The sequence below is a fragment of the Allobosea sp. LC85 genome, assembly GCF_000735605.1.
Lineage (GTDB): Bacteria > Pseudomonadota > Alphaproteobacteria > Rhizobiales > Beijerinckiaceae > Allobosea.
This window is the reverse complement of sequence record NZ_JPKG01000006.1, coordinates 86,098-102,518: the sequence shown is the minus strand read 5'-3', so window position 1 is coordinate 102,518 and position 16,421 is coordinate 86,098. Positions and strand designations below refer to the sequence as shown.

The window sequence follows — 16,421 nt, the reverse complement described above, 5'->3', positions numbered from 1 at the left end:
AGCATCGGCCCGAAAAGCGGGTTGCGGTTCTCGGGAAAGACGATGCAAACACGGAAAGGTTAGATCATCGGGCCGGATACGATATCCGGTTCGATGATCTGGCCAAACCGCTGGCATGATATCAGTCCGGCTGAAATCCTCACCCTCGAAGAGCGGGGATGTTCAGCCTTCCTGCTCCCGTTTGACCGCCTGCCATCCGATGTCGCGGCGGCAGAAACCTTCCGGCCAGTCGATTGCGTCGACCGCGGCATAGGCGCGTTGCTGGGCCTCGCTGACGTTCTTGCCGAGGCCAACGACGTTGAGCACGCGCCCGCCATCGGCAATAATGTCGGTCCCGGACTGCTTCGTTCCGGCATGGAAGACGAGGACGTCGTCGTCAGCCTCGGCCTTCTCGATACCCCGAATGATGCTGCCCTTCTCGGGCGTCTCGGGATAGCCCCGCGCTGCCAGCACAACGGTCAGCGCGGCTTCGTCCAGCCAGCGCAGATCGAAGGAATCGAGCACACCGTCGCAGGCGGCGAGAAAGGCCGGCACGATGTCGCTCTTCAGGCGCGGCATCAGCACCTCGCATTCCGGGTCGCCGAAGCGGACATTGTACTCGATCAGCTTCGGCCCCTGCGCCGTGATCATCAGCCCGGCGTAAAGCACGCCCTTGAACGGCGCACCGCGCTTCTGCATTCCCGCGAGCGTCGGTGCGATGATCTCGGCCATGACCCGGTCTTCCAGGGCTCTGGTCATGACTGGGGCGGGCGAATACGCGCCCATGCCGCCGGTGTTCGGACCGGTGTCGCCGTCGCCGACGCGCTTATGGTCCTGAGCCGAGGCGAGCGGCAGTGCATGGCTGCCGTCGCAGAGTGAGAAGAAGCTCGCCTCCTCGCCGATCATCCATTCCTCGATCACCACTTCGGCGCCGGCCGCGCCGAAGCCGCCCGAGAACATCATCTCGATAGCGGCATCGGCCTCGTCCAGGGTCTGCGCCATCACCACGCCCTTGCCGGCGGCGAGTCCGTCGGCCTTGATCACGATCGGCGCGCCCTGGGCCCTGACATAGGCTTTTGCGGATGCCGCATCACTGAAGCGTCCGAAGGCCGCGGTCGGGATGTCGAACTCGGCACAGAGTTCCTTGGTGAAGCCCTTCGAGCCTTCGAGCTGGGCGGCCGCCTTCGAGGGGCCGAAGGTCTTGATGCCGGCTGCGACGAGATCATCGGCGATGCCGGCGACGAGCGGTCCTTCCGGTCCGATCACGACGAGGTCGACCTTCTCCTGCTTGCAGAAGGCGACGACCGCGGCGTGGTCGGCGATATCGAGGGCAACATTCGCGCCGCATTGCGCGGTGCCGGGATTGCCGGGCGCGACAAGGAGCCGGTCGCAGAGCGGCGAGCCGGATATCGCCCAGGCGAGCGCATGTTCGCGTCCGCCGGAACCGATCAGAAGGATATTCATCGCGCCGTCTCCGCTTGCTCCGCGCGCAATAGCCTTCGCAGCCGCGCGGGGCAACGCTTCTGCTCGGCCGCTGCGACCGCTATGGTCGCGCAATGGATATCGAATCGCCCGACACCCAGCCCTCCAATGCGCCGGAATGGTCGGTTTCCGACCTGTCGGGTGCGCTCAAGCGCACGCTGGAGGACGCTTTCGGCTTTGTCAGGGTGCGTGGCGAGATTTCAGGCTATCGCGGCCCGGTCGCCTCGGGGCATGTCTATTTCTCGCTGAAGGACCAGAACGCCAAGATCGACGCCGTGATCTGGAAGGGCGTCTTCGGGCGGCTGAAGACACGGCCTCAGGAGGGGCTTGAGGTCATCGCCACCGGCAAGATCACGACCTTCGCCGGCAAGTCGAGCTACCAGATCGTCGTCGATTCGCTGGAGCCGGCCGGTGTCGGCGCGTTGATGGCGTTGCTGGAGGAGCGTCGCAAGATGCTCGCTGCCGAAGGCCTGTTCGATGAAGGACGCAAGCAGCTTGTCCCCTATCTGCCGCGCGTCGTCGGTGTGGTGACCTCGCCGACCGGCGCGGTCATCCGCGACATCCTGCACCGATTGGAGGATCGCTTTCCCCGCCACGTCCTGGTCTGGCCGGTGCGCGTTCAGGGTGAGACGAGTGCGGCCGAAGTGGCGGCCGCGATTGCCGGTTTCAACGCATTGCCGGAAGGCGGGCGAATCCCGCGCCCTGACGTGATCATCGTCGCGCGCGGCGGCGGTTCGCTCGAGGACCTGATGGGCTTCAACGAGGAGATCGTGGTGCGCGCCGCTGCCGCCTCGCGGATCCCGCTCGTCTCTGCAGTCGGTCACGAAACCGACTGGACCCTGATCGACCACGCCGCCGACCTGCGCGCGCCGACCCCCACCGGGGCCGCCGAAAAGGTCGTGCCGGTTCGCGCCGATCTGATGGCGCTGATCGCCGATCTCTCCCGTCGTCAGGCGGGGGCGATGCGCCGCCTCTCCGATCGCCGCCGCAGCGATCTGCGCGCGCTTGCCCGGGCCTTGCCGGGACCGGAGGCGGTGCTCTCCGGCCCGCGGCAGCGGCTCGATCTGGCCGCGGCGCGCCTTGCGCCGGCATTGGCGCGCAACGCGCGGGCTTACGAGCAACGGCTCGCGGCTCTGTCGCAAAGGCTCATGCGACAATCTCCATCGGTCCGGCTCGCGACCTATGTGGCAAGGCTTGATGGCCTCTCAAGCCGCCTGCGGGCCGGGCGTGACGCCTTGTTGAGGGCGGAACGGCTGCGCCTCCAGCGGGCCCATGAGCGCACCGACGAGCTGTCGCTAAGGGCGAGGCGCGCTCTTGCCCAAGGCCTGGGGCGCCGTCGCGACAGACTTGAATCGGCCTGGAGCCTGGTCCGCTCGCTCGGGCCCCAAGCCGTCCTGGCGCGCGGTTATGCGCTGGTGCGCGATGGATCGGGGGCGCTCATTCGCGGCGTGGAGCAAGCCAAGCCCGGCCTGGGGCTCAGCGTTCAGGTCAGCGACGGAAGCTTCGATGTCACGGTCGCCGCGGGCGGGGAGGGGCCGTTGCTGCGGCCGGCTCGCGCGCCGCGCCGGGAGATCCCGCGCAGCGGACAAGGCGATCTCTTCTAGCTGCCGGGACGGCACGGGGTCGCTCAACGCCCCATCAGGAAGCTCTTGACGCGCTTGATCGCATCATCGCGGGCTTCAGGATGCGTCCCCACCGTGACCTTGCCGGTCCCGGTCGCGGAATAGGCCACGTCGCTGCGCTCCTTCACCTCAAGGCGAGGGTGATCGAAATCATGCAGCGCGCCGGGATAGAGGACGAGTTCGATGGCTTCGCCGCGCGCCCGTGCCGCCCTGGCGAGATGGTCGCAGGGCGCGGGTGGCGTCCAGTCGTCCGCGTCGCCCATCAGGATGAGGGTCGGCAGCCTGGCCGAGAAACTGGCGGATTCCGATTGGAAGCGGCAGCCCGGATAGAAGGCGACCGCGCGCGCGAAATCGGGTTGGCCGTCAGCCGGGCGCCGGTCCTTGCGGATCGCGGTCAGCACGGTGGAGCCGCCTCCGGACCAGCCGAGCAGGGCGATCTCCTTGTTGCGCACATCGTCGCGGGCCTGCAGCCATTGCCGTGACGCTGTCGCATCCGCCACGCGCTCACGGCTCGCCCGAACCGTCAGTTCCTTGACACCGCATTGCGAGCCGAGCTTGCGCGAGCCGTAGCTGTCCGGCATCAGCACGACGAAGCCGGCTGCAGCCAGCCGTTCGCCCCAGTCCGAATGCCGGGCGGATAATTTGCCATTGTCTCGCCACAGGCCGCCGCAACCATGCAGGGCAACCACGGCCGGGAATGGCCCTGGACCGTTTGGGCGGTACAGCACGCCGTCCAGCTGTCCTTCCTCGACCGGGATGCGAACGCGCTCATAGCCGCCCGCAGACGCGGGCGCGCACCAAAGCAGCGCGAGGCCTGTAAGGGCCATGACGTGTCGGACGAGACTGGACATCATCGGCAGGAACGCTATCACAGCTCCGAGTTATCGGATAATTCATTCCCTGAGCAACGGTTTTCGATCTTACAGATGAACATCAGCGAGCGTCCTCCCGTGCCGGGACCCGAAGCTGCCGTCGACTATGGTCACGGCGAATTTCGTGTCGTGCGCCCCGGCGCCTTCGTGCGCTGCGCCGTGACAGGCGCTCCGATCAAGCTCGATGACCTGCGGTACTGGTCGGTCGAGTGGCAGGAAGCCTATGTTTCTCCGGAGGCCGTGCTATTGCGGCTGCGCCGCGCCGGGCGTGGCTGAGAGCCCGCCTTCACGCCATCGAGCAGGCGGGTGATCTCGCTCGGTTCGTCGAAGGTGAGCGAAACGGGGATCGCCAGCAAGCGGTGTTGCTCCGCAAGCGGCCAGAGTGCTGCGAGTTTTGTCATGTCCTTTTCAGTGGTTGCCACCAGGCAATCCTGCGCCGCCGCCTCACGGATGATCCTGGCAACGTTGTCGGCGGTGTAGGCGTGGTGATCGCCGAAAATGAGTTCGGCGCGAATCTCGGCGCCGGCCTCGCGCAGGGTCGCGCTGAATTTCTCCGGTCGACCGATCCCTGAGACCGCCAGAACGGCCTGACCATGAAGTCGGCTTGCGATTTCTGCCGTCAGCGCAAGGCGTGCGCGCAGGACCGGCTTGCCGGACTCGTGGGCAGCGGCGGCGACCGTCTCACCCGCCTCGCCCGCGCCGATCAGCAGGATCGCATCGATCATCGACAACTGCTCGGCCAGCGGCGCCCGCAATGGGCCAGCCGGCAGGCACAATCCGTTGCCGGTCCCGCTCGCGCCATCGACGACGGCCAATCGCAGTTGTTTGGTGAGCGAGGGGTTCTGCAACCCGTCATCCATGATGATCAGGCTTGCGCCGAACGCCTTGGCGAAGGCGGCTCCGGCCGGCCGGTCGCGGGCGACCACGGTGCGGGCGGCAGACGCCATCAGCAGGGCCTCGTCCCCGACGCCGCTTGCATCGTGGTGACGCCTGTCCACTTCGACTGGCCCGGCGAGCCGTCCACCATAGCCCCGCATCAAGACGAAGGGGGTTTCTCCGCGGGCGGTCGCGAGCGCAGCGAGGGCGATTGCCGTCGGCGTCTTGCCGGCGCCGCCTGCGATGAAATTCCCGACACAGATCACCGGGACGCCAGCATCGGTACCGGTCTGGCGCATCCGGCGCGCGGTGAGCGCGCCGTAGAGAGAGCCGATCGGTTGCAGCAGCCGGGCAAGAAGGCTCGGCCGAGGCTGCCACCAGAACGCCGGCGCGCGCATCAGCTGTCGATCTCGCGCTGGCCAAGAGCGACGCGCATCAAGAGCGGTTCGATGGCCTGTTCCGTGCGGCTCAGTGCGCCGCCGAGTAGTTTGCTGGTTTGCCCCGCCGCGCGCGCTGCCTGCCGTGCGGCCGCCGGGTCGCTGAGCCAACGGTGCACCGCGCCCGCGAGCGCCTGCACGTCGGGGACTTCGCGCGCGCCGCCGCCTTGATCGAAGGCGGAGAAGATCTCTGCGTTGTTGTGGACATATGGCCCGTGCAGCAGGGCGCAGCCGAGTTTGGCGGGTTCGATTGGATTATGTCCGCCGATCATCGGCACGAGCGAACCGCCAAGGAAGGCCACCTGCGAGAGGCGATAGAAGAGGCCGAGCTCGTTGACCGTATCGGCGATATAGAGCTCGATATCGGGGTCCGGCATCTCTCCAGCCGCGCGCCGCGCGACGGCGACACCGTTGGCCCGGGCGAGGTCCTCGATCTCCTGGCCGCGCTGCGGGTGCCGGGGAGCGATGATCGTGAGCAGCTTCGGTACATGCGGCTTGATGCCAAGATGGGCCGACAGGATCTGTTCTTCTTCGCCGGGATGCGTGCTGGCGGCAATCCAGATCGGCCGGCCGGCCGTCAGCCCGTCGAGGATCGCGAGCGTGTTCGGGTCGGCCGGAGGTGCCGCGACATCGAATTTCAGATTGCCGGCGATGCTGACACGGGGCGCGCCGAGCTGGGCAAGGCGCTCGCCGTCGCCCTGCGACTGGGCAAGGCAGGATTCGAAGCTGGAGAGCAGGAAGCGCGAGGTTCTGGGCGCCCTGTACCAGCGCTTGAAGGAGCGTTCCGACATCCGGGCATTGACCAGGACGAGCGGAATATCCCGCTTGCGCGCCTCGATCACCATATTGGGCCAGATCTCGGATTCGCAGATCAGACCCATTGCCGGCCGCCAATAGTCCAGGAAGCGGCGCATGTAGCGCGGCACGTCGAGCGGCAGGTACTGATGGACGGCGCCGGCCGGCAGGCGTGCCGCGAGCAGCCGCGCAGAGGTCACGGTGCCGGAGGTCACGAGAACGGCCAGTCCGCGCCGCTGCAGGCGCTCGATCAAGGGCAGCAGCGTCACCGTCTCGCCGACGCTGGCGCCATGCAGCCAGACCAGCGTCTGGTCGGGCCTTTGGACGCCGGGATAGCCGCGGCGCTCGGCAAAGCGCGTCGGGTCTTCCTTGCCGCGACGACGGCGCCAGACCAGCAGGCCCGCGGCGGCCGGCTCGAACAGCGCGGTCGCCATGCGGTAGGCTCTGAGGAAGGGGCCCTTGCCGCTCATGCCGCCTTGGCTCCTGTTGCAGCGCGGAGTCCCGCACCGGGATCGCGGGAACCGACCAGCTCATAGGCGCGGGCATGGACCGCATCGAGCCCTGCCTGGAGCGCGAGACGGGCAGCTTCGCTCGCGGCCTCGTCGGCATCGCGCGCGATCCGGATCGGATCGCCGACCACGATCGCGCAGCGGCCGAAGGGCAGGCCGATCGAGGCGCGGTCCCAGCTGTTGAAGTCGATGCGCCGGCTCGTCACCACGGCAACCGGATGGATCGGGCGCCCCGATGCCTTGGCGAGCGCGATGATGCCAGGGCCCGCGATGCGGGCGCGCTTGGGAATGTCGGCGGTGAGCACCATGGTGTCGCCGGCGGCCAGGCGCCGAACCATGGCGAGAAATGCGCTCGCGCCACCCTTCTCGCGGACCTTGCGGCCCAGTGCTCCGGAGCCGCGGATGGCGCCGATGCCGAGTTCGCGCAGCGCCACCGCGTTGAAGCCGCCATCTCCGTGGCGAGAAACCAGGGAGCAGGCCGGCATCCAATCTGGCCGCGCGAAGGGGATCATGATGTGCTGGCCGTGCCACATCGCGATGATCAGCGGCAACTCCGGCCGGACATGGTCATAGATGTCGGCCGGTTCGACAACGGTTCGATTTGTGCGGCGGACGAGTTTGAGATAGCCGGCCAGCAACCGGCCGAGCGTCTCTTGCGCCACGCGCGTCTTGAGGATGGAAAAGCCCATGAACTCCGCTTCCGAACCGCTGGATGCCTGCCGCGCGGCTCAGGACTTCGCGGTCTCGGGATCGAGCAGGCGATGCAGGTGCACGACGAAGTAGCGCATCTGAGCCTGGTCGACGGTTGCCTGCGCCTTGGCCTTCCAGGCCGCATGGGCGGTCGCATAGTTCGGATAGATGCCGACGATGTCGAGCTTCGACAGGTCCTTGAAGGTGATGCCTTCAAGGGAACTCAGCTCGCCGCCGAAGACGAGATGAAGAAGCTGCTTCTGGTCGGTGTCCGCGTTCATGGGTCTCTCCAGCGGGAATGAGGCTCTGCCGCGGCACCAGATAAGCTATCCGCGCGGGCGGTGCGAGTGCCGATTGAGCCGGGTTGAAATTGTCCGAGGCGGCGTGCGTTCATGAGCCTTGCGGCGGGGTCTCGCGCAGACGCTGCATGGCAGCAAGCAACGGCTCCGCGAGCCCTTCGCCACTGGCGACAAGCATGCCGTGGATCGGTGCCTCGCGGTTATAGACGACAGGGTTGCCGATCCCGTCGCTGAGCCGCCCTCCGGCTTCGTCCAGCACGAGATGGGCTGCAGCGAGGTCCCAGTCCCGCGCATCGGGGGAGACCAGCCCGGCATCGATCGTGCCATCCGCGATCCGTGTCAGCCTGAGTGCGAGCGAAGGGATCTTCTCGGCAGCTTCGAAGGTGTCGATCCGTGCCAGAGCGTCGAGCATCGGCTTTGGCCCTGCAATGCGAGCGCCGCCGAGCTCGGTGAGGCGGGTCGTCGCGATCGGCTGGCCGTTGCGGTGCGCGCCGCCGTGCCGTCGCGCCGTATAGGTCGCGTCGCAGGCGGGCGCATGGACGACGCCGGTGACGGGAACGCCATCAGCGAGGAGGGCAACGCAAACCGCCCAGTCGGGCGAGCCCGCCATGAAGGCGCGCGTTCCATCGATGGGGTCGACGACCCAGACGAGGCGGCGGGACAAGCGTTGCGCGTCGTCGACCGTCTCCTCCGACAGCCATGCGGCCTCCGGCAGCAATTCCGAGAGCCTGATCCGCAGGAAGGTATCGACGGCGATGTCGGCTTCGGTGACAGGCGAGCCGCCGCTCTTCGACCATGTCCGCGCCGCGGTCTTGGCGCCTGGGCGGAAAAGTTCGAGCGCCAGCGCACCCGCCTCGATGCAGCTTTCCCGAACTTGAGGCAGCAGATCGGGGGCGACAGGCAGCGTTTGCGAAGTCATGCGCTCCCTATCGAGCCTCGCTGTTGCGGTTTCAAGATGAAAAAGCAGCGCAATTGCGAAAGATTCCATCAAGCATCACGTCGGATAGCGGCCTGTATGGGCCCCAAAACGAGCGCAACACATTCCTTTAACCGAAGCTCTTAAGCGCTCGGATAGGGCTGCGGTCCACTCTCCACCCTGCAAGCACGAGAGCCCCGGACTTCACAGAGGGCTCCGCGCAGCAGGGACATGAGAGGCGTAAAACCGATGGCCAGCGTCACGCCGGCTGCCGGGGAGGTCGGCTTTGCGCCGAACCTTCCCGGCTGCCCGAACCACAGCAGCATAGTCGCGCGCAATCCGATGCCGGCGCAGGTCGAGGCGCCCCGTATCGAGCGCATCGCCTCGGTGAGGATCTTGCGCGGAAACCCTGGCTGGCGCGGCATTGCGCTGCGGCTGGCCAATCCGTCCGGCGAAGATGAACGCCTCGAGCTTGCACTGACGGCCGGCGACGGCCGTGCGATCAGCGTCGCGGTCTTCGATGCTGAAGATGCAGTGGCGCACTGGCGCGATTGTGGTCGCAGCAGCGGTTTGCCGCTGTTGCTCGAATCCGTCGATGGTGTGATCACCGAGCCCTTTCCGCAACTCGGACGGCTGGCACTGGGGCCGATCCGCATCCGCCGTCGGCACGCCTTTCTCAATGGCCGCCGCCCGCGCTTCCTGACGCGGCGCAAGACCGCGCAGCTCCCGGCGCGGCCGGTCATCGTCTCCGGCGAGCGGTTGACGGATTGAGCCGCGACACGGCTCTATTTCAAAAGAACGAGCGGCTCAACGCATCGAGCGCATAGCCGCCGGCCAGCAGCAGACCGGCATTGCGGTTTGAGCGGAACAGTCCCAGCGCGACCGGAGAGGTCGCGCCCTGGATCCGGGAAACCTGCCAGGCGAGATGCATGGCGAAGGCCGCAAGGCCAATCCAGGCCATGGCGCCGCCGCCCGCGCTCCAGGTTGCCAAGCCGGCGAGTGCAACAGAGAGCGTGAAACAGAGGCCGACCGCTTCGCGCGTCCAGGTCCCGAAATAGCGGGCGCTCGATTTGATGCCGGCGATGACATCATCCTCGATGTCCTGCATCGCGTAGATGGTGTCGTAGCCGATCGTCCAGACGATCGCGGCTGCGTAGATCAGGTAGGCAGGCGGGTCGAGCCGCCCGAACACCGCACTCCAGCCCATGAGTCCGCCCCATGAGAAGGCGAGCCCCAGCACGAACTGCGGCATGTTGGTGATGCGCTTCATGAAGGGATAGATCGCGACGATCGCCAGCGAGGCGATGCCGAGCAGGATCGTGAAGCGATTGAACTGGACGAGGATCAGCAGCCCGACCAATGACAGCGCGACCATGAAGAGCGCGGCTGCCCTGGTTGTGATCTGCCCGGAGGGCAACGGGCGTCCGCGCGTTCGCGCCACCTGCGCATCGAGCTTGCGGTCGACGATATCGTTGAAGGTCGAGCCGGCGGCCCGCATCACGACGGCGCCAATCAGGAAAAGCAGGCAGTGCCAGGGATTGGGAAACGCGCTGCCGCTTTCGATGGCTGCAAGCCCCGCGGCCCACCAGCAGGGTAGGAGCAGCAGCCACCAGCCGATCGGGCGCTCGATACGGGCAAGCTTGAGATAAGGGCGCAGCCAGCCCGGCGCCCGGGTATCGACCCAATGGCCTTTCAGGGCGTCGGGTAGGGGCGCATCAGTCAAGGGCGTGCCGGCCGGCTTCGAGGCCAGGGCCATGGCGAGATCAGAGGGCGCCCTGCGGCACCCGCATCGGGCCGCCGGTCACCGCATCGCCGCCACCGAACGGATTGTTACCCTGCTGCTGGGCCTGCTGCTGCGCCTTGCGCTGCATGGCCGCCTGCTGCTTGACCGCATTGCAGGCCTGATTGCGGAACCCTGCCGCCTTCTCGTTGTCGGCCTTCATGCCGTCCATGAAGGTCGGCGGAATCTGGCACCAGTCCTGATTGGCGGTTGCGAATTTGAGGGTGGCGTTGCCGTTGTTGACGAGGCTGCCGAGCGTGCCGCAGGCTTCAGCCGGCGTCAGCTTGCGCTTCGCCTTGGAGGCGCTGTTCAACCGCGCGACAATCGACTGCCGCTCCTGCAGCAGCTTTTGAAGCTGTTCGCAGCCCGAGGCTTGAGCGCTCGCGGGGCTGACGTGGAGGAATGTCGCCGCTGCCAAGCCGAGCGTCGCAAACAACCCCGAGGCCACGTATCGCCGCATAATAGTCCTGCTCCCAATCGGTGAGGGTTCCTGGAACCGCGCACTCCATATCAGCAGAGGGGCGGTCTCGCCAAGCGTCAGGCAACATCGAACCAAATTCTGTCACCGACTCTTGCGAATAAACGAAGAATGTGGCGACTTTCCCGCCGCAATGGCATCGCAAGATCGGCTGCTGTCGCAAGAGGGAGACTGTTTGCGCCTATGCCGATGCCAGACCTGCCGAAACATCGGCTCTATCTCGATTCCGCGTTGGTCCAGGATGCGCCCGTTCCTCTCGAGCGGGAGCAGGCCAATTATCTTCTCAACGTCCTGCGCCTGCGCGATGGCGACGGCGTTCTTGTCTTCAACGGGCGCGACGGCGAATGGCTTGCCGAGATCGTCCCGGAAGGGAGAAAGCAGGCGAGCCTGCGCCCGCGGCGGCAGGTACGGCGCCAGACCCTCGTGCCCAACCTGCATTATCTCTTCGCACCGCTGAAACATGCCCGGCTCGATTACATGGCTCAGAAGGCCGTGGAGATGGGGGCCGGCGTGCTGCAGCCGGTGCTCACCCGGCGCACGCAGGTTTCGCGGTTGAACATCGAACGCCTCAGGGCCAATGCCATCGAGGCTGCCGAGCAATGCGGCATCCTGGCCCTGCCGGACATTCGTTCCGAGCAGGCGCTCGATGCGGCGCTGGCCGCTCTCGAGCCCGAGCGCCTGCTGATCTTCTGCGACGAGGACATGGCTGCGGCGAGTCCCGTGAGCGCGCTGGCGGAATGTCCGCCGGCTCCGCTCGCCCTGTTGATTGGTCCCGAAGGCGGCTTTGACGATGAGGAGCGTCAAAGAGTGCTGTCTCGCCCTAATACGATGCGTATTTCCCTTGGACCGCGCATCCTGCGCGCCGATACGGCCGCGGTCGCGGCGCTTGCCCTGGTCCAGGCGACTTTAGGCGACTGGGTCTCGACGCCGGGCTGAGCATGTAGGGAACGGCGGGCCGATTTCCGCGTTGGATGGTCGGGGAGGAAGGTCCACATTCGTCGCGGTATCATCGAACCGGCTCGTTAAGGGCCGGTTTTGCGCGCGAGGGCCTCCCCCCGTGGATCCACGACCCCGCGAGGACCATGAGATGAGCCAAGCCTGCCGCTTCGGTATCGAAGAAGAGTATTTCCTGTCCGATGTCACGACCCGCGGCATCGTCCGGAAGATCTCGCCGGCATTTCTCGATGCCGTGCACCAAGCGTTTCCCAGCGAAGTCCAGCGGGAGATGCTGCAGTCCCAGATCGAGGTGGCGACGCCAGTCTGCGAGACGATGGAAGAGGCGAGGCGGTCGCTTGCCACGCTGCGGACCGGCCTTGCGCGCATAGCTCTGGCGTATGACCTGCTCCTGCTCGCCTGCGGCACGCATCCGAGCGCGGTCTGGTCGCGGCAGCGTGCCACCGAGGCGGCACGCTATGACAAGCTGATGCGCGAGCTCCAGATGCTCGGCAGTCGCAATCAGCTCTGTGGGCTCCACGTCCATGTCGAGGTGCCGGACGAAGATCAGCGCATCCGCCTGATGGGGCGGATCATGCCTTTCCTTCCGGTGATTCTCGCGCTGTCCACCTCTTCGCCCTTCTGGCAGGGGCGGCGCACCGGCCTGTTGGGCTACAGGTTATCGGCCTACGCCGAATTACCACGCACGGGCTTGCCGGAACTTTTCCTCGAACCTGCCGACTACCACGCCTATGTCGATACCTTGGTCGCGGCCGGAGCGATCAAGGATGCCAGTTATATCTGGTGGGCGATTCGCCCATCCGCGAAGCATCCGACGCTGGAAATGCGCATCGCCGACAGCTGCACGCGCCTGGACGACACGTTGGCCATCGCGGCCCTCTATCGTTGCCTTGTTCGGCACCTCTGCAGGAAGCCTCGGCTCAACGCCGATCCGACTGCGGCTGCACGCGCCATCGCAGTGGAGAATGTCTGGCGGGCCCAGCGTTATGGGATCCATGGAGGGCTGATTTGCCCTGAGAGCAGGGGAATGCGCTCGGTTCCGAGCCTGGTCGACGAACTGATCGAACAGCTCTCGGATGATGCGGCGGCACTCGGCTGCACCACTGAGCTTGGCGACTGCCGTACGATCGCGACCCAGGGCACGAGTGCGGATCGGCAGCTCGCCATCTTCGAGGAAGCCCGCGCGCGCACCGGCGGTGACGGCGGAGGGCTGGTCTCGGTCATCGACTGGCTGGCGTCGGAGACACGAAGCGATGGCGCAAGCCGGCCGCAGGACACAAACCAACTCCTGCGTGGGGTGGCCTGAACGCAAGCGCGTGCGGGATGCGGGCATGTGCGTTGTGCATTTGCGCAAGCAAACTCCTTCCACGAACGCGGGACGGAGGTCGTTGTCCTCTGTTCGGTGGTCGCATATGTCTGACGCTTCCTGGGCCGGCCTCGCCCGTACCGTCTGGTGCGCGCGAGATGTCGGCCGTCCTATCGTCCTGCCGGAGCGCCCATGGCTCGCGATGTGTCCGATTCTACCCCGATCGCGTCGAAGTCCGAACTGATCGGCTGGATTGCGGCAGGCGAAAAGCCTCGTTCCGCCTTCCGGATCGGCACCGAGCACGAGAAGTTCCCGTTCTACCGTGCCGATATCGGCGCAGTGCCTTACGAGGGGCGCGGCGCGGCGGGCGGCATCCGGCACCTGCTTGAAGGCATGCAGCAGAGGCTCGGCTGGGAGCCTATCATTGACGATGGCCATATCATCGGCCTGGCTGGGCCCGAAGGTGGCGGGGCAATCTCGCTTGAGCCCGGTGGCCAGTTCGAACTCTCCGGCGCACCGGTCGAGACGCTGCATGAAACGGCTGCGGAGCTTGCAGCGCATCTTGCCGATGTGAAGGCGGTCGCCGAGCCTCATGGCATTGGCTTCCTGGCGCTCGGCCACTCGCCGCTCTGGACACGGGAGCAGACCCCGGTCATGCCGAAGGGCCGCTACCGCATCATGGCCAACTACATGCCGAAGGTCGGCACGCGCGGCCTCGACATGATGTTCCGTACCTGCACCGTGCAGGTGAACCTCGATTTCGCCGACGAGGCGGACATGGTGAAGAAGCTCAGGGTCTCGATTGCCCTGCAGCCGGTTGCAACGGCGCTCTTCGCCTCCTCGCCCTTCACCGAAGGCAAGCTCAACGGCTTCCAGTCGGTGCGATCCGAAATCTGGCGCGATACCGACAATGCCCGCTCCGGCATGCTGCCGTTCGTGTTCGATGAGGGCATGTCCTATGAGGGGTATGTCGACTGGGCGCTCGACGTGCCGATGTATTTCGTCAAGCGCGGGCCGGTCTACCACGACGTGACCGGTGCATCCTTCCGCGATCTGCTCGCGGGCCGGCTGCCGCAGCTTCCGGGCGAGCATGCCACCATGTCCGATTGGGCCAACCACCTGTCGACATTGTTCCCCGAGGTTCGGCTGAAGCGCTTTCTGGAAATGCGGGGTGCGGATGCCGGCCCGCCCGCCTTACTGAACGCGCTGCCCGCCTTCTGGGTCGGACTGCTCTATGACCAGGCTGCACTCGACTCCGCCTGGGACCTGGTCAAGGGCTGGAGCAACGAGGACCGTCAAGGCCTGCGTGACGCCGTGCCTGCGGCGGGTCTCGCCGCGACGGTCGCCGGCCGCAGCGCGCGCGAGATTGCACAGCAGGTTCTGGAATTGTCGCGCGCTGGTCTCGCCCGCCGGGCCCGCCTGAACGCCGAGGGCCAGGACGAGACGCGTTTCCTCGATCCTGTTCTCGCGATTGCCGAGAGCGGCCGCAGCCTGGCTCAGGATCTTGCTGATCGCTATCGCGGGGAGTGGAACGCGCGTATCGAGCCGGTCTTTAAGGATTTGCTCATCTAAACGGCCGATCAGCCACGGAATCCCCAGGCAAGCCCGGCGTTTCCCGGCATTTGCCATCGGGCGTTAACGCTTTCTCCGAGGCTTCGGAGCGAGCATCCGGCTATGGATCGACTGCTCACCCTTCTTCTCGGCTTTGCGCGCGACAACCGCGGCGCGACGGCCATCGAATATGGGCTGATCGCCGCCGGAGTTTCGATGTCCGTGATCATCGGCGGGCAGGAGATCGGCCGGTTCATACGCGGCGTATTCGAAGCGGTACAGGCCGGGCTCAATCCCTGAAGGCCGCGGCTCGGGGGCGGGCCCCGAGCAGATCTGGACGATCCTACTCCGCCGCCGTCTTGAAGCTTGCGAGGTTGTCGAGGCTCTGGATGATGTGCTCGGCCAGGGCATTGGAGAGCACCGAGGGGTCGAAGCGCGTGCGCAACAGCCCGATCTTGCAGGACGGCAGGGTTGCATAGCCCTCGGTGGGACCGAGAATGCGCATGCCGGGCCTGATCGCGCTTTCCGGCAACACCGAGACGGCAAGGCCGGCAACCACCGCTGCACCGACCGCCGTCGAATTCCAGCTCGCATAGAGCACGCGGAAGCGCCGCCCCTTCTTCTCCAGCGCTTCGACCGCAGCCTGCCGCCAGTTGCAGGTCGGGCGGCCGAGTGCGAGCGGGAGCGGGTCCTCCTCATGGACCGTATGGCGCGCAGAGGTGACCCAGAGCAGCGGCTCGATCCGGATGATCTCGCCCTGACCGCGGCCTTCGACATGGGTGATAATCGCAAGGTCGATATCACCAGTGCCGATGCGTTCGGCCAACATCGGTGTCGGCTCGCAGACGACCGTCACCTCGGCGCGCGGATTGGAATGGGCAAAGCGAGCCAGGATCTCGGGAAGATAGCGGTCGGCATAATCGTCCGGCACGCCGAGGCGGATGCGCCCCTTGAGGTCGGCATCGGCAAAGCTCGCCACGCATTCGAGATTGAGACGCACGATGCGGCGCGCGTAATCCAGCAGGCGCTCACCATCTTCCGTCAGCTTGGCATGGCGCCCGTCCCGGCCGAAGAGCGGGCGACCGACACGCTCCTCCAGGCGCTTCATCTGCATCGAGACAGCGGATTGCGTCTTGTAGACGATCTCGGCGGCGCGGGTGAACGAGCCCGTATCGGCGATGGCGACAAAGGTCTTGAGCTGGTCGGCGTCGAGAACATGCGCCATGGAGCACCCCCACGATGGATCATCAATATCCGTGCTGTGAAGCATCATAACCATTCGTTTGGCTGATGGCCAGCGCAAAGCTATCCTTCAGACATTCTCCAGTCCGTGTCGTCGGTGCGCTCCAACCGGGCCGGAAGATGCTCGTTTTGCCGCCAGACCCCTGAAGGAGGTCGCCATGCTGATCCTGACATTCGTTCCGAAGTCGCTCTCGTTCGTCGCCACCGGCGTCACGCGTGTTGTCACCGGCGGTTATGTTGGCGTGAAGGCTCTGACGCGCGCTTTGATTCACCGCCGTGAGGTGCTGAGGCTCTCCGAGCTCGACGAGCGCGGCCTCAAGGATATCGGTCTCGTCCGCTCCGATATCGACGGCGCGCTGACCGTGTCCTGGCTGAAGGACCCTTCGGCGGCTCTCGCTGCCCGCTCCAGCGCGCGGGCGGGCGTCGCCTCTGTCCGGCGCGAGGAGGGAGTTCGACAGGCTCTGGTGAAGACTGCTGTCGCTAAGCCTCTCGCGCCGCGCCCGGCCGCGGCCGGTTCGAATTCTACGGTTGCGTGCAGCGCCTGACCCCTTGGCGCTGCGCGTTTCTTGCGGGCGGGAGCTTCATGCTTCCGTCCGTTTTTCTTTTCGGGCTCTCCCGAACGATTTAGGGCTG

Annotated in this window: 18 protein-coding genes; 8 read left to right on the top strand and 10 right to left on the bottom strand. The window is 66.2% G+C overall.

Translation table 11 applies throughout. From position 1 onward, the window contains the following. Positions 1–162: 162 nt before the first annotated feature. Entirely contained in the window at positions 163–1,443 is a 1,281-nt protein-coding gene (gene purD, locus FG93_RS01560; RefSeq protein WP_043231104.1) for a phosphoribosylamine--glycine ligase, read from the bottom strand. Between the two features lie 92 nt (positions 1,444–1,535). Here purD and xseA point away from each other — a divergent pair, with 92 nt between their 5' ends. Further along, a complete protein-coding gene (gene xseA / locus FG93_RS01555) occupies positions 1,536–3,065 on the top strand; it encodes an exodeoxyribonuclease VII large subunit (RefSeq protein WP_052513211.1) in 1,530 nt (509 codons plus the stop codon). A 23-nt stretch (positions 3,066–3,088) separates the two neighbouring features. On the opposite strand, the gene FG93_RS01550 is transcribed toward xseA, so the two are convergent. Further along, entirely contained in the window at positions 3,089–3,910 is an 822-nt protein-coding gene (locus FG93_RS01550) for a dienelactone hydrolase family protein (protein WP_043231103.1), read from the bottom strand. 99 nt (positions 3,911–4,009) lie between these two features. Here FG93_RS01550 and FG93_RS31600 point away from each other — a divergent pair, with 99 nt between their 5' ends. Continuing rightward, entirely contained in the window at positions 4,010–4,231 is a 222-nt protein-coding gene (locus FG93_RS31600; RefSeq protein ID WP_081881236.1) for a DUF2093 domain-containing protein, read from the top strand. On the opposite strand, the gene lpxK is transcribed toward FG93_RS31600, so the two are convergent. The 5 genes from lpxK to FG93_RS01525 form a co-directional block, all read right to left on the bottom strand. Then, positions 4,177–5,229, bottom strand: coding sequence for a tetraacyldisaccharide 4'-kinase (lpxK, locus tag FG93_RS01545; protein WP_043231101.1), 1,053 nt, complete (start codon positions 5,227–5,229; stop codon positions 4,177–4,179). The two genes, FG93_RS31600 and lpxK, sit on opposite strands and share 55 nt — an antisense overlap. After that, the gene (locus tag FG93_RS01540; protein WP_043231097.1) at positions 5,229–6,533 is read right to left on the bottom strand and encodes a 3-deoxy-D-manno-octulosonic acid transferase; all 1,305 of its coding nucleotides are present in this window, start codon (positions 6,531–6,533) and stop codon (positions 5,229–5,231) included. Before FG93_RS01540 ends, lpxK begins: the two co-directional genes overlap by 1 nt. Then, entirely contained in the window at positions 6,530–7,261 is a 732-nt protein-coding gene (locus tag FG93_RS01535) for a lysophospholipid acyltransferase family protein (protein WP_043231095.1), read from the bottom strand. Before FG93_RS01535 ends, FG93_RS01540 begins: the two co-directional genes overlap by 4 nt. A gap of 39 nt (positions 7,262–7,300) precedes the next feature. Continuing rightward, entirely contained in the window at positions 7,301–7,543 is a 243-nt protein-coding gene (locus tag FG93_RS01530; RefSeq protein ID WP_043231092.1) for a DUF4170 domain-containing protein, read from the bottom strand. Positions 7,544–7,652: 109 nt separating this feature from the next. Beyond that, positions 7,653–8,480, bottom strand: coding sequence for a 3'(2'),5'-bisphosphate nucleotidase CysQ (locus FG93_RS01525; RefSeq protein WP_043231734.1), 828 nt, complete (start codon positions 8,478–8,480; stop codon positions 7,653–7,655). A gap of 246 nt (positions 8,481–8,726) precedes the next feature. Between FG93_RS01525 and FG93_RS33120 the strand changes: the two genes are divergently transcribed. Then, positions 8,727–9,248 (top strand): DUF6101 family protein, encoded by a 522-nt coding sequence (locus FG93_RS33120; protein WP_052513210.1) that lies wholly within the window; start codon positions 8,727–8,729, stop codon positions 9,246–9,248. 19 nt (positions 9,249–9,267) lie between these two features. Here FG93_RS33120 and ubiA read toward each other — a convergent pair whose 3' ends face one another. Together ubiA and FG93_RS01510 are read right to left on the bottom strand one after the other, a co-directional pair. Then, positions 9,268–10,233, bottom strand: coding sequence for a 4-hydroxybenzoate octaprenyltransferase (gene ubiA / locus FG93_RS01515; protein WP_052513208.1), 966 nt, complete (start codon positions 10,231–10,233; stop codon positions 9,268–9,270). Between the two features lie 7 nt (positions 10,234–10,240). Next, positions 10,241–10,717: a hypothetical protein gene (locus FG93_RS01510; protein WP_052513206.1), complete on the bottom strand. Its 477-nt coding sequence runs from the start codon at positions 10,715–10,717 to the stop codon at positions 10,241–10,243. Between the two features lie 207 nt (positions 10,718–10,924). Between FG93_RS01510 and FG93_RS01505 the strand changes: the two genes are divergently transcribed. The 4 genes from FG93_RS01505 to FG93_RS31595 all read left to right on the top strand — a co-directional run bounded on the left by FG93_RS01505 (position 10,925) and on the right by FG93_RS31595 (position 14,846). Beyond that, positions 10,925–11,671, top strand: coding sequence for a 16S rRNA (uracil(1498)-N(3))-methyltransferase (locus FG93_RS01505; RefSeq protein ID WP_152579287.1), 747 nt, complete (start codon positions 10,925–10,927; stop codon positions 11,669–11,671). Positions 11,672–11,822: 151 nt separating this feature from the next. After that, a complete protein-coding gene (locus FG93_RS01500) occupies positions 11,823–12,995 on the top strand; it encodes a carboxylate-amine ligase (protein ID WP_052513204.1) in 1,173 nt (390 codons plus the stop codon). 192 nt (positions 12,996–13,187) lie between these two features. Further along, positions 13,188–14,567, top strand: a complete 1,380-nt coding sequence (locus FG93_RS01495) for a glutamate--cysteine ligase (protein ID WP_043231089.1) — start codon at positions 13,188–13,190, stop codon at positions 14,565–14,567. Positions 14,568–14,678: 111 nt separating this feature from the next. Beyond that, positions 14,679–14,846, top strand: a complete 168-nt coding sequence (locus FG93_RS31595; RefSeq protein ID WP_152579286.1) for a Flp family type IVb pilin — start codon at positions 14,679–14,681, stop codon at positions 14,844–14,846. 43 nt (positions 14,847–14,889) lie between these two features. Here FG93_RS31595 and FG93_RS01490 read toward each other — a convergent pair whose 3' ends face one another. Continuing rightward, the gene (locus FG93_RS01490; RefSeq protein WP_043231087.1) at positions 14,890–15,771 is read right to left on the bottom strand and encodes a LysR substrate-binding domain-containing protein; all 882 of its coding nucleotides are present in this window, start codon (positions 15,769–15,771) and stop codon (positions 14,890–14,892) included. A 175-nt stretch (positions 15,772–15,946) separates the two neighbouring features. On the opposite strand from FG93_RS01490, the gene FG93_RS01485 reads away from it, so the two are divergent. After that, positions 15,947–16,333 carry a DUF1127 domain-containing protein gene (locus FG93_RS01485; protein ID WP_052513202.1) on the top strand — a complete coding sequence of 129 codons (387 nt, stop codon included), beginning with the start codon at positions 15,947–15,949 and terminating at the stop codon, positions 16,331–16,333. The last annotated feature ends 88 nt before the right edge of the window (positions 16,334–16,421 follow it).